The 21,850-nt window shown below is 46.5% G+C and carries 15 protein-coding genes; 6 read left to right on the forward strand and 9 right to left on the reverse strand.

Annotation, left to right across the window (positions count from 1 at the left end):
* Positions 1-93 precede the first annotated feature (93 nt).
* A complete protein-coding gene (locus tag DXZ20_RS30060) occupies positions 94-1,692 on the forward strand; it encodes a glycosyltransferase family 39 protein (protein WP_163702635.1) in 1,599 nt (532 codons plus the stop codon).
* Between the two features lie 702 nt (positions 1,693-2,394).
* Complete coding sequence (locus DXZ20_RS30065; protein WP_163702636.1) at positions 2,395-3,498, forward strand: hypothetical protein; 1,104 nt, start codon at positions 2,395-2,397, stop codon at positions 3,496-3,498.
* Between the two features lie 275 nt (positions 3,499-3,773).
* Here DXZ20_RS30065 and DXZ20_RS30070 read toward each other — a convergent pair whose 3' ends face one another.
* On the reverse strand, positions 3,774-6,026 hold the full coding sequence (locus tag DXZ20_RS30070) for a glycosyltransferase (protein ID WP_163702637.1): 2,253 nt from the start codon (positions 6,024-6,026) through the stop codon (positions 3,774-3,776).
* Positions 6,027-6,370: 344 nt separating this feature from the next.
* Between DXZ20_RS30070 and DXZ20_RS30075 the strand changes: the two genes are divergently transcribed.
* On the forward strand, positions 6,371-7,072 hold the full coding sequence (locus DXZ20_RS30075; protein WP_163702638.1) for a DUF4079 domain-containing protein: 702 nt from the start codon (positions 6,371-6,373) through the stop codon (positions 7,070-7,072).
* Positions 7,073-7,749: 677 nt separating this feature from the next.
* Positions 7,750-8,019, forward strand: coding sequence for a CHAT domain-containing protein (locus DXZ20_RS30080; RefSeq protein WP_163702639.1), 270 nt, complete (start codon positions 7,750-7,752; stop codon positions 8,017-8,019).
* An 83-nt stretch (positions 8,020-8,102) separates the two neighbouring features.
* Here DXZ20_RS30080 and DXZ20_RS30085 read toward each other — a convergent pair whose 3' ends face one another.
* Complete coding sequence (locus DXZ20_RS30085) at positions 8,103-11,243, reverse strand: tetratricopeptide repeat protein (RefSeq protein WP_163702640.1); 3,141 nt, start codon at positions 11,241-11,243, stop codon at positions 8,103-8,105.
* A gap of 356 nt (positions 11,244-11,599) precedes the next feature.
* Here DXZ20_RS30085 and DXZ20_RS30090 point away from each other — a divergent pair, with 356 nt between their 5' ends.
* Positions 11,600-11,875 carry an HNH endonuclease gene (locus tag DXZ20_RS30090; RefSeq protein WP_163702641.1) on the forward strand — a complete coding sequence of 92 codons (276 nt, stop codon included), beginning with the start codon at positions 11,600-11,602 and terminating at the stop codon, positions 11,873-11,875.
* A 107-nt stretch (positions 11,876-11,982) separates the two neighbouring features.
* On the opposite strand, the gene DXZ20_RS30095 is transcribed toward DXZ20_RS30090, so the two are convergent.
* From DXZ20_RS30095 to DXZ20_RS30110, 4 genes are all read right to left on the reverse strand, one after another.
* Positions 11,983-13,095 (reverse strand): alkene reductase, encoded by a 1,113-nt coding sequence (locus DXZ20_RS30095; protein ID WP_163702642.1) that lies wholly within the window; start codon positions 13,093-13,095, stop codon positions 11,983-11,985.
* A gap of 147 nt (positions 13,096-13,242) precedes the next feature.
* A complete protein-coding gene (locus tag DXZ20_RS30100; RefSeq protein WP_163702643.1) occupies positions 13,243-14,031 on the reverse strand; it encodes an LmeA family phospholipid-binding protein in 789 nt (262 codons plus the stop codon).
* A 54-nt stretch (positions 14,032-14,085) separates the two neighbouring features.
* Positions 14,086-15,891 (reverse strand): proline--tRNA ligase, encoded by a 1,806-nt coding sequence (proS, locus tag DXZ20_RS30105; protein WP_163702644.1) that lies wholly within the window; start codon positions 15,889-15,891, stop codon positions 14,086-14,088.
* A gap of 124 nt (positions 15,892-16,015) precedes the next feature.
* Positions 16,016-17,314, reverse strand: coding sequence for a GAF domain-containing sensor histidine kinase (locus DXZ20_RS30110; RefSeq protein WP_250565979.1), 1,299 nt, complete (start codon positions 17,312-17,314; stop codon positions 16,016-16,018).
* Between the two features lie 907 nt (positions 17,315-18,221).
* Between DXZ20_RS30110 and DXZ20_RS30115 the strand changes: the two genes are divergently transcribed.
* A complete protein-coding gene (locus DXZ20_RS30115) occupies positions 18,222-18,977 on the forward strand; it encodes a response regulator (protein ID WP_348918735.1) in 756 nt (251 codons plus the stop codon).
* A gap of 44 nt (positions 18,978-19,021) precedes the next feature.
* Here the strand turns inward: DXZ20_RS30115 and ybaK are convergent, their stop codons facing one another.
* The 3 genes from ybaK to DXZ20_RS30130 form a co-directional block, all read right to left on the reverse strand.
* Positions 19,022-19,489 carry a Cys-tRNA(Pro) deacylase gene (gene ybaK, locus DXZ20_RS30120; RefSeq protein WP_163670292.1) on the reverse strand — a complete coding sequence of 156 codons (468 nt, stop codon included), beginning with the start codon at positions 19,487-19,489 and terminating at the stop codon, positions 19,022-19,024.
* A gap of 27 nt (positions 19,490-19,516) precedes the next feature.
* A complete protein-coding gene (locus tag DXZ20_RS30125; protein WP_163702646.1) occupies positions 19,517-21,187 on the reverse strand; it encodes a diguanylate cyclase domain-containing protein in 1,671 nt (556 codons plus the stop codon).
* Between the two features lie 193 nt (positions 21,188-21,380).
* Positions 21,381-21,850: aminotransferase class V-fold PLP-dependent enzyme (locus DXZ20_RS30130; protein ID WP_163703661.1), on the reverse strand; the 470-nt coding region annotated here is incomplete at its 5' end.

Raw genomic sequence — 21,850 nt, forward strand, 5'->3', positions numbered from 1 at the left:
GCTACAGTGCTTATATAGCTGCGAGCGCCAGGAAAGTAGCGTATGCTTGATAACTTAACAACTGATGGTTGCAATTAATTGCAAACCTAAGCCGTGGTTAGTTCTCGTTCAATTGCAGTCATTAAAAGGCGATTGCAGATTTTGTTGGTTGTCTGTCTGTTGGTGGGCATTACATTGCGCTGCACTAATGCCGCCCACAAAGTTTACTGGCATGACGAAGTATACACAACAATTCGAGTATTAGGCCACTCAGGCAAAGCGCTTGAAAAGCAAGTGACTCAAGCGCCTGTAATATCAGCATCTGAGCTACAGGAACTGCAGCAATTTCCTCAGCCCAGACGTTGGGGCGATACCTGGTCTGCTCTGGTCAGCCACCCAGAACATCCACCCTTGTTTTATCTGTTAGAACGCTTGTGGGTAGGAGTTTTATCACCTTCCATAACATCGTTTCGAGCATTGGCTATTGTATTTGGTTTAGCCTTATTGCCGTTAACCTACTGGCTTTGTCAGCAACTTTGGCAAGATCACTGGGCTGGCCTAATTGCCACCTGTCTCATGGCGCTGTCACCCGTACAGCTACTCTACGCTCAAGAGGCTCGAGAATATAGTCTGTGGGCTTGTTTGATTTTAGTGGCCAACGGCTTTTTAATCAGAGCAATGCGTTCTTCTGGCCGATACTCCAGCAGTGCTATCGTGGTCCGTTCTTCCTTGGCAACGGTTGTACGTCCGTGGGGGTTTTACGGTCTCAGTGTTGCATTGATGTTATACACGACGCTGTTGAGTATTTTGGTGATAGTAGCCCACAGCTTGTATGTGTTGATCAGTGGTTCACGACAACATTGGCAACGGTTTGCGATCGCTCTTGGTGGAGCATTTTTAGCCTTTATTCCTTGGCTATTGGTCATATTGAGTAACAGGGCCAAGTTAGAGTCAGCAACTGAATGGACCTCGTTTCGACAACCGTTAGGCCAGCTAATCAAATTGTGGGGACTGCATCTCAGCTCAGCAGTGATTGATCTGGGGTTGCCGCTGGAACATTCGTACACTTACTGGGTGCCCCCTATTGTGTTGGCATTGTTGTTGATGGCTCTATGGCAGTTGCTGTTGGTGACTCCGCCCCCTACAATGGCCTTCTGCATAATGACCCTGATGTTGCCTGCTTTAGGGTTGATTTTGCCTGATTTGATTAATGGTGGGCAGTTATCTATCAGTACCCGATACTTTATGCCATCCTTGCTGATGGTGACGTTAATATTGGCAGGTTGGTTACGACAGCTGATGTTGTCTGACCGGGGACTATATCGGTTTTGGGGGCAGGGTATTTTAGTCCTGTTGTTGGTTATGGGATTAGTCTCTAACACCCTCAGTGCAGCATCCTTTACCTGGTGGAATAAGAATATTAATTATCACGGTAATGTGATGGGAGAGGTTATTCGGCAAACTACAAAACCCTTGGTAATTGCTGAATTGGGATCGACGGGGTTAGGCAGCATGATTTCATTGAGTTATGCAGTGACGCCTGAAACTGACTTTGTTTTGTTTAAACCTGGTCAGCTACCTGACATTCCAGCAGGATATAGTGATTATTTTGTTCCCTATGCAACCGGGGAATTGTTAGATGCGATCGCATCTAAAACTGGCCGTTCTCCCGTACTAGCTGGAGGAGACTATCCTTTGTGGCGACTAGAATAGTTTTGTGGCTACTTTATTCTCAAACCGTAGCTATGAAAATAAACATCTTTTAGATAAGAGAATGTGAGGTTTCAAATAAGAGTTGAGTCTTAGCTGCTTCAAAAACAGGAATGGCAATTCTCTAATCACTGACACCACCAGAGAGTATTCATATCGATCGATACCTACTGTGTAGATGGTCTAACTCAATAAATGTTCCCCTTAGATCTTCTAGCGTCGATCCTCTAGTGCCTAAATAAAGCTACTCGGTGCTGATGCGAAATCCTGCCTGATAGTGTCCGGTGCCCGGTGCAGTGTCCGGTGCCCGGTATCAATGAATTCGGATTGGGGATTACTTATGCCGAGTAACTTTTAAAGCTTCTTTTTGGAACAAATAAAAGGATAGATGCTGTGTTTAAATAGCTCTTTAAAGGTTGTTTGAATTGGAACAATAATTCTTGATTTGTATGCCTTGAATTTGATAAAGAGATGGCAAAAATTCTACTAACTTTTGGTGAAAAGCACTGCTTATAGGGATTAAGTAGATTACTTTGAATAGAAGGTAATAGCAAGCTGTTTTATCTTATCCTCAAGATGAATTGTTTTGCTGACAGTTGATGCATAGCAACAATGAGAGATAGAACTATCTTCTAATTGAGCTAACGCTCAATAGTCTGAGTGAGGTATCTGAGGAATTATTCTACGTAGCAAAGATTATCTAATATGCTAAATAGCTCTCATCGCTCCCAGGTAGAAACAGTTAGCCATTTAGGTGATGTTTGGGCCGCACGTTATCGCCCTGATTTTTCTGCGTTAGAAGCCAGTGCAAGATCTTTGATTATTGGAGAGATATATCAATCATTGCAAGCACCGGGCTGTAGAAAAGTATCGGAAAAACTAAATGACCAAAGGGTTGTGGAGTCATGCAAGCTTGCTGCGGTCAGAGCTAAAGACTTCTATGTCCAGTTTGATGACTTAGACTTGCAGGAGATTACAAGCCTGGCTAGACTAGCGAGCTGTGTTTACCGGCAATTGCTGGAGTTTTATCAAGCCTATCCAGCTGTACTAACGGTCTCAGAGTGGGAATTAGAGCATTTTCCATTAGATCGTTTGGGCCAACTTTTTAAGGTGCCTAATCTGAGTGAACTGTCGTGTATTTTAGAGCCGCTTCTCGATCGATTTGGGGCTCAGAGCATTCGCTCAGATGGTGGGAAGAATTTGGGGTTTATGACAACACAGATAAACTTGACGAATACGTTGCTATTGCAAGATTTAGACCCGGTAGAGCAAGCTTTGATGAGTCCTTACCTTCACTTTTTAGAGGACCACATTGCTGTGCCATGGCGCAGGCTATGTGTTGCCGCAGGAAACCATAGGGTAGGCGGACCTGTGTTTGGGGTGGTTGAACGCATGTTGCCCATGATTTCTGACATTTCCAGGGCAACGTATACACCATGGAGTCAGGACTTTCCCTATTATTGTGGCCGTAGAGGTCGCCTGGATAATCCCGATGTGAGGCATTCTTCGCTGCGGGATTTCAACATGTTTCAGGTCTATCTATGGCTTAGCTTTTTGCAGAGCAATTCAAAAGTAATTGTAGAGGAGTTGGTACCTCTGTGTCGGGTGGTATATGGTCAAATCGGCATTTCTTGGGAAATGACAATGCAAGGAACAAAGCTGCTAATAGATAAGCTGCTGAGTTGTTTAGAGCCCCATGAACTTAGTTTGGTGAGCCCATTTGCATCCAATATGATCAATGCATTTATCGATAGTAGTGCTGTGGATGTTACACCTATCAGCGCGCTGCGTTATCCACTGTTTAGGTGATGCTGGTTTCAGTTCTTGGTGCTCTTAGTTCTCGGTGCTTAGTTCCTGGTGCTTAGTTTTGAGTGGGGCCTGTTCCTAAGGATAGTACTCGGAAGTAATACGAATTCGGATGTCTTAAACCTGATTAACAATGGACAATCCTGTCGGGGCATTCCCTTGTGGGGGTCGGCTGAGGCTTCGACGGTGAGCTCAGCCGAACCGCTCACCATCGAAGCCATGCCCTGCGATGACTAGCCAAAATTTCCTGGCTTACGTGATACCCATTTAGTGCTGATTTATCCTTTGGCTACAGTCATTGCTTTAACTCGGATGTCACCTGTGAGTACCCGTGGTCGGAAGAGCGTTTTGATTAAAATCCAGAGGGATTGCAGCTCACCTGGTGTATTCCAACGTTTCCACTGACCGGGACGACAATACAAAAGCTCAACCATTTTGCGAGTTTCGGGTAGGGTGACATTTTGGAACTGCACGTTAACGCAGGGAAATTCCCCATCATTGCTCACACTGGTTAATACCCCGCGTAGAGAAATCAGGTCTTCGCTAATGGAGAGTTGTACTGGTCGAGTTTCCCCAGGTGCCAATTGGGGTAATCCTCGCTGAGTAAGGGTAATCTGAGCTCCAATTTCTGAAATAGCTGTTGTGGTGCCCCACCAGATGCGATCGCCAATTTGTAGACGCACCACCCGACGCAGATCAAACCAATCGTAAGGGTTAGGGCGAGGAACATCTAGCAACACCAGCAAAGCCGCACCCAGCATCATCAGGTTGTACAAGCTCCAGATCCAGCCGATGCCAAGACCCCGTAAATGGGCTACAGCCTCAGGCGTTACTTCCAATGCCCAGTTGCCGCGTGCCAAACATTCTCCCAAATTTAACCAGATGCTACAGGCCGTCAGCACAAACATGAGCATTAGAGGCCAGGCTAGACTCCAGTTAAATCGAAAGCTTTGACTGGATGTGCCCTTGGGAGTGACCTTAAACCCTGTGCCAAAGGGTGACAGCAGTGCCTGAATGACCGTTGCTGCCAGAGGAAATGCTAGCACTAGCGAATAGACATCCGAAAGAATGGCGGAACGCGAATGGTGGTTTAGCCAGGAAAAAACGGTGATCTGCACAAAGTAGTAGGGTAAGAAGAAATAGATAATTTCTTCGGGGGTGGAACGAATGGGAATCACACCGAATGCATAAAATAGGGGTGCAATTAAGAAAATAATCCTGGATATGCTGGTAAACCAGTGCAAAATGCCTTCCAAGTGCCCCAGGCGTTGGATCAGCTTTAATCCTGGAATTGTCAGTGGATTCGTTTCAATAAAGAAAGATTGCAGTGTACCCCGAGCCCAGCGTAGCCTCTGAATTGCGTGGGCTGTAATATTCTCAGCTGCTAGACCGGCACTTAGCTTCTCATCCAGGTAAATAATTTTGTGACCCTTGGAGGCCAGACGAACTGCCGTAAAGTAGTCTTCGCTTAGAGAGTCGGTGACAAATCCTCCGGCTGCTTCCAGGGCGTTGCGTCGGGCAACAAAAGATGTACCAGAGCAGACGACACTGCCCACGCCGTCTCGCATCGGTTGGATTTGCCGATAAAATACTTCCTCTTCAGGCGTGAGAATATCTTCTAGACCCAGGTTACGGGCGATGGGATCAGGGTTATAAAAACTCTGGGGAGTTTGTGCCAAAGCTACGGTTGGATCTTGGAAAAAACCAACCGTGCGCAGGAGAAAGTTGCGGGTAGGGACAAAATCGGCATCAAAGGAGGCGATTAAGTCGCTGTCGGTGTTTGCGATCGCACTATTCAAATTCCCCGCCTTAGCATGGAGATTATTGGGACGAGTCCGATATTCGCAGCCTAGCTTAGCCGCCAAGGCCTGGATCTCAGGCCGCCGTGTATCATCCAGCAGATAGACTTTTTTATTTGGGTAATCCATCGCCTGGCAGCCAATGATGGTGCGCCGCAAAATAAACTCCGGCTCATCATAGGTGGGAATAAACACCGCCACCGATGGCAGGAACGTCTGATCCATTACCGCCTGCTGCACTTGATCCGCCTGGGCATGGCGGTCTCGCACCCGCAGCAGCAGCACCAGTTGGATAATGCTCACTAGCAATCCCAGCATTTCCATGGCAAACAGCACCGTGCTAGCCAGACCATTGAGGGGATCATCAAAATTTAAGGTAGACAGGCTGCGCCACGACACATAGCGAATTACCAAGATGAGCAAGACAGCCACCACCAGGGTGCGTGACCAGGGTTTGGGTTGGGGTGAAATTCGAGTGATCGCCACTGCAAACAAAAACAGGGCGACCGTTGGAAAAATTAAATAGTGGCCTGCCACCATGGGGGCCTCTAGCCACATGGGTGGAGATTGCTGTAACAAATTAAGCTGGGCAAAAATCCGGCTGATTTTCCCCTCGCCTGTAAACCATGCAAAGGCCATGGCGAGAGCGATCGCAACTACGGCTACCATCACTACCGTCGCGTTAGAAATAGAAAGCGGTCGTTGCAAGACTGGTTTACTGATCCGAACCATGGATTCTTCCACGAGTAATACGCATTAATAGAATTAAGTCTATGTAAGGTTACGAATACGGCACGAATTTGGATGTATGCCACGCTCAACTTACACATATAGGTGTTGCCCCAACTGTTCAATAAGTTGCATACTGGGCTGAAAATTTGCTGAGAGCTCAGTGAATTGTCATCTTTAAACTTTTCAGCTAGTCATCAGCTACTATTTTTAGTTTCATCATGCAGCGGGTTTCTAGTCCGTTTACAGTAGTCCTGAAATTCAGAAATCCGGCATAGTAGTTTTCCTGAACTATTGCAAAATACTAGTTGTTATCCAGCAGACATTAACCAGCAAGTGAGAGAACGATGACCATCAACGATTGGCTTAGACTCATGCATCCGATACTGGCGGTAAGTGTGGTATTCCCGCTTATTGGTATGGTGTCCTATTTTGCACTTCAGACTCGGCAGCGTCGTCTAGCAGTGCAGGCAAAAGAAAAATCCAAAATTCCACCCGTAGTCGGTAAAGAGCATGTCAATTTAGGCAAGTGGCTAACGGGTGCTGTTGTGGGTCTAACCTTAGTTGGAGTAGGGCATCCAATCATCAAGAACATCGTTAAGAAAGCGGCGACAGATAGCCCAGTACCGCAGGGCACAGTGATATTTATCGCGATCATGTTTTTGTTCACCATAGGCTCATTAGTGTGTTTATACCGGGCAAAAGCTTCGCAAAAGCTCTGGCGTGGCCTGTTTGCTGCCCTGACCACTGCAGGCCTATGGATTTTGGGTAGTCAGGATGGCGTGTTTCGTCGCACCTATGAGTGGCAAGTGTCTCACTATTACTACGGCATGATTGCGGCGACGCTGATGATCATTTCGTTAGCAATTTTGCCAGAGATTTATAAATCTAAGACCTGGCGAAAAGTCCATATTGCTTTGAACTGTATTGCTCTGTTGTTTTTTATTGGTCAGGGAATTACAGGCACTAGAGATTTGTTAGAGATTCCCCTCAGCTGGCAGGAGCCCTTTGTGTTTGGGTGTGACTTTGTTAATAAAACCTGTGGATGATGGGGGCAGTAGGGGCTCATAGCAGTACACCCCTACCGAGTCATATGTGAAGCTACGGTCCTTTTTTATAAAGTTACGGTTTGCTGTGTGCTGCAATCTGGGGAATATCTCTAGATGGGTCTGTTAAACCCCTTGTGCGCTCAAGTTGATCTAACAGAATGGGACGAGTAAATTGGCAACTGGGATGGTTGGCAGGCTTACTAGTGCTAGCCGTGGGCACTAATCACCCTGCCCAAGCATTCTCGGATGGTTGGTTTCTCGTCCTATTCTCCTCATAGGTGATCCGCTGTTTTCATTGATGGTCAGATTAGCTTTTGTCAGTGCTCTCTGGCTGAGATTATTCTGAAGGCGTTGGTTCAGGATTCCCGCCGGGCGATGGGTGTAAGGGGACGAAAGTTTACCTCTTTTTCTGCTATGGGCTTAAGTTGCACGTCTCAATTTTTATGGTCAGGAGATTCAACGGAAGAGCTAACTTAGCTGTATGAGTTGTTGATTGAGTCTATTGCCAAGTTGTTGCCTAGTGATCCGTAGGCGACTGTTGTTTTTATTCCTCAAGAAGAAGAGAGATTGGTCAGTTTTTGAATGCGTCGGTGTGAGTGGTTAAGGCGGCAACGGAGTCGGTAGTTAAGCAGCGGCTGGAGAGTTTTGATTACGGGAGATAGGGGTATTGGTCTGTCGTGGGCGTTTGTGGCGGCGGGGGCACCGAGTTTGTTGGTGTTGTATTGTGGTCAGTGCCGGATGCGCCAACGGCGGAGCTGATGACGGAGTTTTATCGGCAGTTGAGTTTGGGAGAGACGAAGGCGCAGTCGTTGGGGCAGGCGATGTTGATGACGATGGAGAAGCACCAGCATCTGGCTGCTTGGTCTGTGTTTACATTGATTGGGGTCGAATTAATAATTAAAAAATCTTTCTTAAGAGAATTTAGAGTGACTCGATCGTCAGCCTAGCTATTAGATTCAGTCTTTTGAATGGTTGCTACAAAGGAAATCTCTGTCAAAAAATACGCCTGAAACTCTTATTTCGTCGCTAATCACTTACGTTTTTTGGCTATAGGCTTTTGAAGCTTTTGTAAATTGTCTCGTACCCTTTTAGTAAGAGAATACGTTGGACCCAGGATGTTTTCAGAGATAGTCAAAGTCTTCTGATAAAGTTGCTCTGCTTCATAACAGTAACCTTGATTAGCATAAAACTCTGCCAAATCTTTAAGGCTACTGATCGTTGAAGGGTGCCGTGTTCCTAGCAACTGCTTAGATAGTACTAGATTCTGAATTATCAGAGATTCTCTATGAAGTAGCTGTGCTTCATTGTGATTTCCCTGATGGTTGTACAGTGCTTCTAGATTTTTAAGAGTGTTTTCTACATCAGGATGTTCATACCCTAAAAGATATTTACGCATTGCCAGTGCTTCTCGATAAAGTGGTTCCGCTTCACTGTATCGACCTTGTGCGTGCAAGCATATGGCTAGATTATTGAGACTAAGAGCTATATTAGGGTGTTTGGAACCTAATAGCTTTTTATTCATGGTCAGAGACTTCTGGAAGAGTGGTTCTGCTTTACTGTAGAAGCCTTGTTCATTGTAGAGTAATGCCAGATTATTGAGACCAATAGCTACATCAGGATGTTCGTCACCCAATAGTTGCTTAATCATGGCTAATGAATCTTGGAAGCTTAGTTCTGCTTCATTGTAGCGATCTTGAGCTTTGTAGACTGATGCGAGGTTGTTGAGGGTTTTAGCTATATGAGGATGCTTCTTGCCAAACAACTGCTTAAGCATTGCTAATGCTTCTTGACAAAATGTTTCTGCTTTATCAGGATTGTTCCGAAAAATACAACACACTGCTAGATTGTTCAGATTGCTAGCGATGAGAGAATGCTGATGCCCAAGTAATTGTTGATACATGGTCAGGGCCTTTTGATGAAATAGCTCTGCTTTTTTGTAGTGACCTTGATGTTCATAGACTGTTGCTAAATTATCAAATGTTTTAGCTATATCAAGGTGTTCTTTATCAACCAGACATTGTTTTCTTGTTAAGGCTTCTTGGTAAAGTGATTCTGCTTCACTGTAGCGACCTTGACTGTCATAGAGCAAAGCTAGATTGTTGAGACAATTAGCTAAGTCGGGACTATCGTTATTCAACATTTTGAGTGCTTCTAGCAAGAATGCTTCTGCTTCGCTATAACGCCCTTGGCTTTCGTAGAGCAATGCCATATTGCTGAGGCTACGGGCTACGTTAGGATGTTTGTTGTTCAACAATCGTCTATATAGTAATAAGGCATGCTCATAAAGGGGTTCTGCCTCGTTGTATTGTCCTTGTTGGTGTAAGTAGCTACCCGTTAGATTTAATAGTAGTGCTGTAGATATAGATTCAATGTGCTCTGTATTAATGGACTGTATTATGACTCTGGCATGAGGCAAGAGACGACTACAGTCCTTCCAATTGATATATTGCTCATCTGGAAATGCATGAGCCAAAGCATTTATAGTTCGTTGTGTCCATAGACGGTGACTTTCTTCGTCCATTTGAGATCTGACTACTTCTTGTACCAAGCGAGCAATGCTATATACCTTTTTCGATGGTTCAGATTGAACTAGTGAGTAACGAGTAAGCGGAGCTAATGTTTCATGGAAGACAATTGGATCATCTGACATTGCGGTCAGCGCATTGGCAAGGTTCTCTCCCAATTGACTGGCTCCAAGTTCAAACAATTCATAAGGAATCGCATCTGGACTCAAAAAGGCACTGATTCTCAATAAATCTGATGCTTCAGTTGATATGGCTTCAACTTCACGAAAGCTTAGGGACCAGGTAGTTGCAACGGACTCAGGATAGTTGCCGGTGATGGGGCCAGATTTCTCTAAGAGTTTCAAGCGATGTTTTAGATAACTTTTGAGATAGTCCTGAAAGGAGATCTGTTTGGCTAGAATATAGGCTCCTGCTTGTTCTAACGCCAAGGGTAAGTAACCAAGTTCCTTAGCTAGTTTTGCCGCCGCCGCTTGTTCAGTGGATTGATCTGAGTCCCGACCTGTGCGTTTGAACAAAAAATCCTTGGCTTCATCAGTGAGCATTTTTTGCAACCTGATCGGTCGGGCTATGCCCAAAGTATCAAACGTCTGTTCGCAGGAGGTTAAAAGAATATGACCTTGGGGTCGATGTGGGCAAAAAGATTTAATCTGTTCAGGATGATTGGCATTATCAAAAATAAGCAACCAGTCTGAGTGAGTTTCTAGCCAATGCTTAACTGCTTGAATAGTATTGTTAGGATTTTGAGCATCCTTATGCGGTAGATTCAGTAAGTTGGCGATTTCGATAAAGCCAGTACGAAGGTCTAGATCAGTCTCAGCCCTGACCCAAAACACTGATTGATATTCATTGCAGTGACGATAGACATATTCAATAGCAGTTTGAGTTTTTCCGATGCCGCCCAGTCCACTAATTGCTTGGATTTGGGATGAAGCAGCTGCCTTGTTATGATTCAGCTGTTTGTATAGGGTTTGTAGAATCTCTTCACGTCCAGTAAAGAAATTATTTTGCTCATACGGTAAATTCCAGATTGCTGAAACCAAGTTGGATAATTCAGTATTTCTAAATGCTTGTTGGGGCTCGGAAATAACTGAACCCATTAATAGTACAGGGGCATCCGAGTCACCTATATTTGCCAAATCCATGGCTACTTTGCCAGAATTAAAGGCAAATTCCACCGATCTCCCATTAACCATGGCATCGTAAAACCCGACTGCAAACTTAATAGCAGCCTGTTCATTGATACTCTTGCTCATGCCGATCACGTAAGGGATATGCTCAGCAATTGCTGCCGCCTGCTCTAGGGAATAACAACCATTCAAAACAACACATTCACACTCTTGTTTGAACAATTTGAACAGCTTAGCCAGAGCATTACCAGTCACCAACTTGGCATTGCCCGCCTCATCCTCAAAGACTAGACCAGCTGCTCCCTCACTATGGCCCGTAAAATGCACAATCTGCGGCGACTCATCCAACATGGCCCGCTGTAGATCGCGAGGTCGCACCGCCCACCGCTGTACAATCTCAAACTCATCCCGCTTTTTTGCTCGTTCCAGGCCCTCACGAATATCCCGAGCTTCCTCATCTAACCGACGGCGGGTGGCATCTTTAGGGTTAGCTGCCAGAATCAAGATTTTTTTGCGCATTGACGGTCCAGGATCAGCAGTGGGGCTAAGTAGCCTGTCAGTAGGCTTACTTTTTAGGATTGCTCATAGTCTAGCCATTCACAGCTGAATTCTAGGGATATTTCACAAAAAGTACCCCTGGAAGGTCGTAGCTGTAAGCCGCCCTAATTCAGGGGATTAGTGATGTAACACGCTTACTCCCCTATACATCCATTCGTACACATCCCATCCCCGTCAAAGGACATCGCCTGTCCACTCAAACGAGCGAAGCGAACCGATTTCGTAGCGACATTATCCAATTGTTTGAGGGGGCATGCTTCACAGCATAGCAGTCGCGTCAACACTACCATGGAGGATAGTTCTGCTTGTTTTCTTCTATGCCTCAGTCTGAACTTTGCCAGCGTGATTGCCCAAAACTAACGGAGCATCACCTTGTACCCCGTCAACAGACTAAGCGAAAAAAGCAAGACCCAGGACCAACGACAGATATTTGTGCTCCCTGTCATAAGCAAATTCACACTCTGTTTACCAATAAAGAATTAGCCCAAGATTTAAATACGGTAGACCGATTAAGGTCTCATCCGAAAATGGAGAAATTTTTGGGGTGGATTCAGAAGCAAGATCCGTATAAGAAGGTGCGAACGTATCGTTAGTGTGGGCTGTGCCTTAGTAGGGGCTGTGCCTTAGTAGGGGCTGTGCCTTGTGCCAGCCCCGCGATACCGAAGATTATCAACCAGGATTTAATATTATTGATCTTCCGTTAAGCCGCCAACGCTGGATAGTCTACATAACCCTTACGATCGTGGGTATAAAACGTAGCCGGATCTGCTTCATTCAGGGGCGCACCTTGCTTAAAACGCTCGACCAAATCAGGGTTAGCAATAAAGGGAATGCCGTAGGCAATTGCATCTGCTTCATTATTCTGAAGGGCGTCTGCTCCCGTTTCTGCACCATAGCCTCCATTCAAAAAGATGGGTCCCTTAAAGGCCTGACGCAGATGGGGGGTGATTCGCTCAACGCCGTCTGCGGCTGCCATAAAATGGCCCGGCAAGGCTTCTATGATGTGGAGATAAGCTAGATTAAATCGGTTCAAAGCTGTCGCCACATAGGTAAACGTAGTTAGAGGATTGCTGTCTTTCATACCGTTGAAGGCGACATAGGGTGACAATCGTACACCAACGCGATCGCAACTCCATGCCTTCACCACAGCTTCTGTAACCTCTAGCAAAAACCGAGCCCGATTTTCCACACTACCGCCATAGGTGTCAGTACGCTGATTAGAGCCATCTCGTAAGAATTGATCGATCAGATAACCATTGGCTGCATGGATTTCTACACCGTCAAATCCGGCTGCTTTGGCATTGAGAGTGGCTGTGACATACTGCTCAACGATACCTGGAATCTCTTCTAACGTCAGGGGGCGGGGAGCGACATAGGGCTTTTTGCCAAGGGGCGTATGAATCTCTCCTTGCAGGGCAATGGCCGAAGCAGATACCGGTAACTCACCATTGGGTTGAAAGTCAGGGTGAGACGCCCGCCCGGTATGCCACAGCTGTAGAACAATCTTGCCACCTCGCTGATGGACAGCCTCGGTAATCTTTTGCCAACCGGCGATCTGTTCAGCAGTGTAAATGCCAGGGGATTGTTGCCAGCCAGCTGCCTGTTCAGAAATTTGTGTGGCTTCAGAAATAATCAGGCCGGCACTGGCTCGTTGGTTGTAGTATTCCAGCATCAGGTCGTTGGGGATGCGGGATACCCCAGACCGGGCGCGGGTTAACGGAGCCATGATAATGCGGTTGGGAATTGCGATCGCGCCCAATTGCAAAGGTTGAAAAAGCACGGCTAATGCTGGGTCAGCTGTAGCGGTAACCATAAAAAACTTTCCTTATTCAATAGTTCGAAAGTTTCGAATAATCGAACTATAGCTTGCTAATCGACAAATCGGCAACTGTGATTCAGGGGTGGTTACTTCACAATTTGGGTTGATGGCATAGGAGATTGTCCTTGCCGACCGTAATGTCTATTGTGTAAAACTTGGGTCAATGCTAACCCACATCACCAGATCAAATTGCTCGGACTGAATCGATGCGTCCAAGATCCGCATAGTAATGCCGGACTCTTCCAGGCGACGTAGGCTCAGGCGATCACCCAAATTCTTGGTGAATGCTTCCAGCAACTGTTCTGGTGCTTCGCTGTCATTGACCGACATTTCCGGGTCTATCAAAATCAAGCGATGACCATTTTCAATGGTAAAGCCAGTCTGAGCCTTGATTTTTAATCCTTCCCCCAGGCTCGGCTCAGAGAGATCCAGCTCTAGCTGGAGGCGATTGTCGGGTAAAAAAGTTGCCTTAGGATTACTAAACTGATAGCGGCTAGCTTCACGGGACTGGGCCGCATTTCCTAAGTTAATTTCAATGTTGTTAAGCCGTTCTGTAAATTCCGGTGACAGCAGATACTCGTTGAGATCTTCTGGTGTAATTACCAAATGAAGTGCGCCATTTAAGGGCTCATCGAGGGCTACTTTGCCGCGTCTGAGTTTGTTGAAATCTAGATCAATGGGGTCAGTGTCCAGGTCTGCGATCGCAACCCGAAACCCTTCCACCGGATACATACCCCGCACACCCACCTGTAGCCGGTTGATCTTACCCTTCAGCAAGTTTAAATTCGAGCCATTATCCACCCGTACCTGAATATCTTCCACTCCATTGAGCCGAGCCCGCAGCGCATTTTCGGCCAGGGTATCCAGGCCCAAGCCAATGGGTGAACCGATAAAAATCAGGCTAGAAAGCAGGATTGAAATAAATTCCATGGCCTACAAAAATAATTGCCATCAAAACTGTAGGGGTATCCCAGGGTGAGGGAATCACCCAATGGCATCGTCAACCCATTGCTTGATGGTGCTGACCACCTCGTCTACGGCCAGCTCAACCGATTCGCCATCAGCCCGCTTGACCGCTTCTACCTTACCCTCTTTCAATGAGCGCCCGGTCACTACCCGGAAAGGAATACCGATGAGTTCAGAATCTTTGAATTTCACACCGGCCCGTTCTTTACGGTCATCTAGCAACGTTTCTACACCGGCTGCATTTAGCTCTTCGTAAAGCTTCTCAGCGGCGGCCATCTGGTCCGCATCGTTGATGTTGGGCACGACAACGACGGCCTGGTAGGGGGCGATCGCAACTGGCCAAATAATGCCATTCTTGTCATAGGACTGCTCTACTGCAGCCTGGGCCAGACGGGATACGCCGATGCCGTAGCAACCCATGACCAATGGCTGAGACTTACCACCTTCATCGGTGTACGTTGCGCCCATGGCAGTAGAATATTTGGTGCCCAGCTGGAAAATGTGGCCGATTTCGATGCCCCGTGCAGTTTGAATGGTTTGGCTAGGGTCGTGGACAGCGCGATCACCAGCATTGGCCTTGCGGATATCTATCACGATCTCGGGCAGGGTGAACTGGTCACCCCAGTTAGCACCGACCACGTGGTAGCCCTTCTCATTGGCCCCAGTGGCAAAATTCTTGAGGTCTACAGCCGTTTCATCCACCAGCCGCAGAAACTTGGGCGCTACATTGTCCAGCGTTTGAATGTAGTCATCGGAAATATCGGGGGCAATGTAGCCCAGGGGTAACGGCTTGGTCGCCCATTTGGCTTGGGCCTCGGGGTCGGGCACTTCTAAGGACAATAGAGTAGACGCATCATAATCTGCCGCCAGATTAGTCAGGGCATTTTGCAACTTAGTATCGTTGACGTCCTGGTCTCCCCGGATATTGATCAACACCAGTACCGTTTTGCCATTGTCATAGACCGCCTGGTACAGAACGTTTTTGACGATCTGTGTGGGCGAGCAGTCTAGAAACTTCGCCATGGTCTCAATGGTGGACGTGTTAGGTGTCTCTAGTTTTTTGTATTCGCTAAATTCTGAAGGAACTGCATCAGCGGCTACAGATACTGCCTTTTCTACGTTAGCCGCGTATTTGCCATCCTCGGTATATAGCACCTCATCTTCGCCTGCGTCAGCCAGTACCATAAACTCATGGGATCCCGAACCACCAATGGCACCAGAATCCGCTTCCACAGCACGAAACTTAAGTCCACAGCGACTCAAAATATTGCTGTAGGCCTGGTACATATCCCCATAGGTGGCCTTGAGGCTATCCATATCCGCATGGAATGAATAGCCGTCTTTCATAATGAATTCGCGCCCCCGCATCAGGCCAAAACGAGGCCGAATTTCATCGCGAAATTTGGTTTGTATTTGATATAAATGGGTGGGCAGTTGCCGATAAGAGCGCACCATATCCCGCGCCACCATGGTGATGACTTCCTCGTGGGTAGGCCCCAGGGCTACTTCCTGCTGGCGACGATCCGTCAGGGCAAACATAATGCCTTCTGCCTTGGTGTAGGTGTCCCACCGCCCGGACTCTTGCCACAGTTCCGCAGGCTGTAGCTGAGGCAGCAAACACTCTTGGGCTCCAGTCCCATTCATTTCGTCGCGCACAATGGCCGATACCTTATTTAGAACCCGCAGCATCAGCGGCAAATAGGCAAATACACCGCTGGAAATTCGTCGGATATAACCCGCCCGTAGCATTAGCTTGTGGCTGGGAATCTCTGCTTCAGCAGGATCCTCACGCAGCGTGACAAACAGCATCTGGGACAGGCGCATAATTCAGCAGGTTTTCACAACATCAACACAGTCTAGTGTATTAGGGTAAAGGGTTGCTGCATTGGGGCGAAAAATTTTAGAAGAGGGTAGGCACTGCCCATCCTCCTCTGATTCGGGCATGCTTCTACCTCGGTAGTTGCACGGTAAATGTTGTCTTTTGCTTGGTGCTCTTAAACCCAATGTTTCCACCCAAATTGCTCACCAACTGCTTGACTAAAGCCAGACCCAGACCGCTACCGCCATAGTTCTGCTGGTCCAGTTCAGGTACTCGATAAAACCTCTCGAAAATGTGGGGTTGATGATTGGCTGGAATCTGTACGCCTGTGTTTGCGATCGCAATTTCCACTGCTTTATCCGTTGCCTGGACTGCGATTTTGATGGTTTTTTTAGGAGGCGTATACTTGATTGCGTTGGTCATTAACTCGGTGATGGTACGTTCTAGCTGAGTGATGTCGCATTCCACTAACAGAGGTTCAGCAGGAATGTTGGTTTTTAGGGTTAACTCTTCTTGCTCTAATCTAGTCTCGAATGTGCGCAACAGTGAGGGTAGCCAATCGCTGAGGTTCATCAACATGGGTTCTGATGTTTTCTGATATTCAGGAAACATCAGGGTGATGAGATTGTCGACAAACTGTTTTTGTCTGCGACATTCTTGGCTAAGTAAGCTCAACACTTTTAGTACAGTGCTGCGCTGGGGCACCTTTCGCCATGAGACGTCTTTGAAAATTCTTTCTAAGGTTTGGGTGGAGAGTTGGATATTCCCTAGGGGAACAAATAGTTCGTGGGAGATGAGCTGTAGAAATTCATCCTTGGCTTGGCGTAATTGATGAATTTCTGTTTTCTGGATGTTAACTGTCTGGGTCAGTTGGGTTTGGTGCAATGCGATCGCAAGACAATCAACAATCTGTTGTAACTCCTTGATTTCAGTCTCATCAAAGGTTTCACCCTTACGGCGGATTGCCCAAACACTACCCAGCAAAGTTGTTTGATGTAACATTGGACAGCCTAGCCAAGGTAAAGACGTTGTTGCACCATTTTCTATGCCTAGTTGTTGAGTGTTCAGCAGCAAGGACTTACCCAGTTTGGAAGGCTTATAAAATTCCCAAACTTTGTCGAGGTTACGGGAATGGTTGAGTGGAATTGACCAACCAGTACCCACGTTGCCAACCAAGGTGGCAGTGCGTTGGTTCTCATCCACTAGTTCTATTTGGCAACCCTTCAGCTTGAAGTTCTCGGCGATGGCTGTCGGTAACCAGTGAATCAACTCTTCAAAAGTACCCCCTTGGAGAGTCGTGAATAAAATCTTTTGCATCAGGGTTTGATAACTGCGGGCAGTATGGGAACCTGCAAAAGATATGTTGAACCGGTCTGAATCACTCGTTTCAGACTGCAATGGATTGCCTTCGAATCCGTTACTTATCAAAAGTCGACCTAGCCTCCTAAATCCAAGTCGCTTTCAGCTAGTAGCCATGTCATACCTACTAGCTACCTGCTATTAAAACATATGTAAAAGTTAGACATCCATAAAAGTCTTAGCTTCTTGGATAGCTAAGACATCATTGCATAGATTATCTAGTGTATTAATGAGGTGCTTTAATCAATAGTTATAAACCTGATATGAGTTAGGTATTGTCCTGGTCCATATCTGCATGGAAACGTTTATCGAGAAATCAGTTTACTAGAAAGTAGTACATTGAAAAATGGTGATGAATACCCCTATAACTCACTGAGCAATAATGTATCTAAAGACGTTCATCAATATGACTCTGTGGGCAAAATTAAGGGAGCAATCAACGGGCCTTTCAAGGTTAAAAAACTTAAAACAATAACAATTACTAGCCCTTTAACTAATCATTTAAACCTTTATTCTAACTTTCTAAACATATAGATACCAAGGCGACCGATTTATAACCTCGCATGAAACTCGCTAAAAGTATTAGACTCCAGCGCCTGGCGAACGTCGATTGAGCGACACATTAATTTAAAAATGTATCGAATTATTAAGGGCCTCTCTCATTAGTGAGGGATTAGGATTTAACCAGACCTTTCAAATGCTACAGTAGCTAACTAGTAAGACTTCATCAATATAGGCAGATTTAGCAAGATTAAGGGGACTTGGATGCAGCAAGAAAGTAATTAAGTCACTTTTAATTCCTCTTTGAGGAAAGTTTTTTCTTCGGTACTATGGCGTATGGGTAGGTATTATTTCCTTACTCATAGGTTAGTTATTTGGCTAGTTATTCATTGTTTATCTAGCTATCTACGAGTACCCCAATTGTTTTTGCCGATTTATCCTCCACGATGCTCCGAATGAGCAAAATTAACGCCCTGTGGCGCTCATTTTGCGGGGCTTTGTATTGAGGTTATATCAGGTGGGTAACTTTAAGGCTGTCATCCTAATTGCTGAGGATGAGGTTCACATCCGTAATGCTTTACAGCGAAATCTCATTAAGGCTGGATTTGATGTGATTCTGGCCTCAGATGGTGAGGAAACCATGGCTCAATTTAGAGCTAATGTGGTTGACCTTGTTGTCTTGGATGTCCTGATGCCTAAGTTGGATGGTTTGCAGGTGTGTCAGCTGATTCGGCAAGAATCGGATGTGCCGATCATTATGGCCACTGTCTTAGGGAGTCCAGCAGATCGAGTGACTGGATTAGATCTGGGGGCTAATGACTACATTGTTAAGCCATTTTCGAGTCGAGAGCTGATTGCGCGCATTCGATCGATACTTAGGCGGGTATCTCCAGGTGTTCGTGGTACATTAGCGGATCGAAGTGTTGATACGACTGTGGTTTCTGTCGGTGATCTTGTTCTCTATCCCCAAACTCGAAAAGTCTATGGGCAAAATGCATATATCCGGCTGACTGAAATAGAGTTTTATATTCTATATTTTTTGGTTCAAACTCCAGGTCAAATCTTGACGCGAGAGAATATTTTGCAACAGGTATGGGGATATACTGCGGATGCTGATTTGAATACTAAGGCCCTAGATGTTCACATTTCGCGCCTGAGAACAAAGCTAGGTCATAGCACGGTGCGGATTATGACTATTCAAGGACATGGTTATATGTTGCTTGCCCGGTAGGGGCGATTGATTCCTGGTTTGGGGGCGTTGCATACAACGCGCCCCTACATCGCGATAGCTCCCACGGTGGCCTGGGTTGCCTTGATGTAATCCTGGGGAGTTAGCCATAGCATGGCCCCACGCATACCGGCGGATACGGCAATGTGGTCGTGGGCCTCAATCCATTCGTCTACGTAGGTGGGATAGTGCCTTTTGCAGGCAAGGGCGGTAACGCCGCCTCGGATGTAGCCGGTTAGAGGCTGCACTTCTTTGAGGGGAACCGGTAGTACTTTTCGGTCTTTGGTGAGTTTAGCTAAGGCTTTGAGGTTGAGTTGGGCATTGGCAGCCAGCACAGCTAAGCAAATACCGTTGCGATCGCCACGAATGACTAGAGTCTTAAACACCTGATCATGGGGCAGGCCTAGTTTGTCGGCTGTAGCGCCAGCCACTAAATTATTGGGATCTACCGGGTAGGTCAGGATCCCATAGTCAATGTCCAAAGCGTCTAGAAGACGAGCCGCATTGGTTTTCATCTTTGGTGTGCAATCAATGGTGCCAAATCATTGTTGCTGGGATATCTCCACATGTCCAATGGCAAATTGATTGCGACCGTTGGATTTTGCTTGATAAAGCCCCTGATCGGCGGCGGCAATGATTGCTTCGTAAGTGCCTGGGTCGGTGGATGTCACACTGCCAATACCTAGACTGACCGTCAGCCATGGGCTAACGTCTGAAAGACGATGTTCAATGTGCAGTGCATGGACAGCCGCTCGAATTGTCTCTGCCACGTGTTGTGCCCCTTTCCCGATTGTATTGGGTAGCACGACCGCAAATTCCTCTCCACCATAGCGAGCGACAAAGTCAGGTTCGCGCTTGACAGCCGTTTTGAGTGCTTGAGCCACCTCTTGGAGACAGGCATCTCCCGCCTGGTGACCATAGGTGTCGTTGTAGAGTTTGAAATAATCGATATCGCAAAGAATCAGTGTTAGGGGGGTGTTGTTACGAGCTTTCCATGCCTTGTCGAGAAATTCATCAAAAGCCCGACGATTGGCGATTTGCGTGAGGCCATCTACCCGTGCCAGGGCTGTCAGTGCCTGGTTCTGCTGTTGCAGTGCCTGGGCATTTTCCTTATGGGCAGTAATATCTGTGGCTGTTCCTAGCAACTGTTGTGGTGTGCCGTCTGAATTCCATTGAAAAATAGTTTCTCGGCATAACATCCACAACCAATCGCCTTGTTTATGGCGAAAGCGATATTCATTCTCCACAATCTCACCCCGGGTCGACGTTGCCAGATGCTTGCGGGTTTGGTGAATGGCTTGGATAGTTTCAGCATGGGCCAGTCTTTCTAAAAACTGGGCTCCAAATTTTTGAATTTCTTCAGGAGAATACCCCAGAATATTCTTCATGTAACCGTTAATGTAGTAGTTTTCACCACTGGCAAAATCATTTACATACAGAATATTAGTACTGGCATTCAGGATGCCTTGAATAAAGTGCTGACTCTCATGCCAGGCTTGTTCAGCCTGCTGCCGCTCAATCATTTCGAGCTTGAGTTGACGTTTTTGTTTGCTTAAAATTTTTTGTTTTTTTTGTTCGCTGGCATGGCTAATAGCTAGAGCAATGAGACCAGCGGCTGTAATCATGAAATGCTTATGTGCTGCCTGCCAGACCCTGGGAGATTCTTGCTGATTACAGCAGAGAACGCCAACTACTTGGGTTTGATGGTAAATGGGAATTTCAATTAAGGCGGTAATGGTCTGCTCTTGACCGGATAAATAGGGAGGAAACAGTAATAGGGGAGCGTCTTTGTCATCTGTTGATGATGGTTGCCCTAACTGTTTACCTGGCTGTTTGCCTAACTGATTAGTAGTGGCGTCACCCGTATTGAGGACAAGCCAATTTTGCTGGGTTAAGCAATGAAAATAGTCGATATGGTTGTCTACATGCAGCTGGCTTAGCGGGGTATTGGCAGCATGGGGACCGTAATCAGCCACTAATTGAAATAGGTTACGGTCCTCGGTGTATAACCAAACCTGACAGTTGGTTGTACCTAGATTTTTAACAATGGAATATGTAACAGCGGCGGTAGCGGCCTCTACATCACCGCTGTAGATTGCTGCACATTGGCTTAGCTCTAAAAGTGCTTGTGATAAGGCATGGTGAGGTGAATGACTGTCTAAAAAAACAGGCGTGACCAATGGCTGATTAGATTGCTCAGGCGCAAGCGACATCCCAACTGATGAAGAATGGATCAAGCTGATGTGAAACTCCGATTGGGTTACATTCAACCGGAGTTCCACATCAGACTTACTTCAATAAGGGTGCCTCAAATGGGCGGTGTTTTAACTATAGTTAGACACTTCTCTTCATGTCAATTCAGTCTCAATCCGCTAGCTCAGCTCTCCTTAAACCAGATTCTCCAGGTTAGTCAAAAATATTGCCAAAGAACTCAATTGTGTCTTTGAGGGCAGTGACAAAGCTGTCGATTTCATCGTAGGTATTGTAGAAATACAGGCTGGCCCGAGCAGTGGAGTCGTTGCCTAGAAAGCGGTGTAGTGGCTGGGTGCAGTGATGCCCAGAGCGAATGGCAATTCCAGTTTGGTCCAGGAATGTCGATAAATCTTGGGCGTGGAGATTCTCAACGGTAAATGTTGCGATCGCAGCCCGTCCACTGCCATCAGCTTTGGGTTTAGGGCCATAGAGTTTGATCTTAGGCACATCGGCCAAACGTTCGTAGAGGTACCGTGTCAGCTCATGCTCATATTGGGCAATGCGATCCATGCCAATGCCTGTGAGGTAGTCGACCGCTGCCCCTAACATGATCACCTCAGCAATGGCGGGCGTACCTGCTTCAAATTTGTGGGGCAGTTCAGCATAGGTGGAATGATCCAGGT

This window comes from Adonisia turfae CCMR0081 (assembly GCF_011009555.1).
GTDB lineage: Bacteria > Cyanobacteriota > Cyanobacteriia > Phormidesmidales > Phormidesmidaceae > Leptothoe > Leptothoe turfae.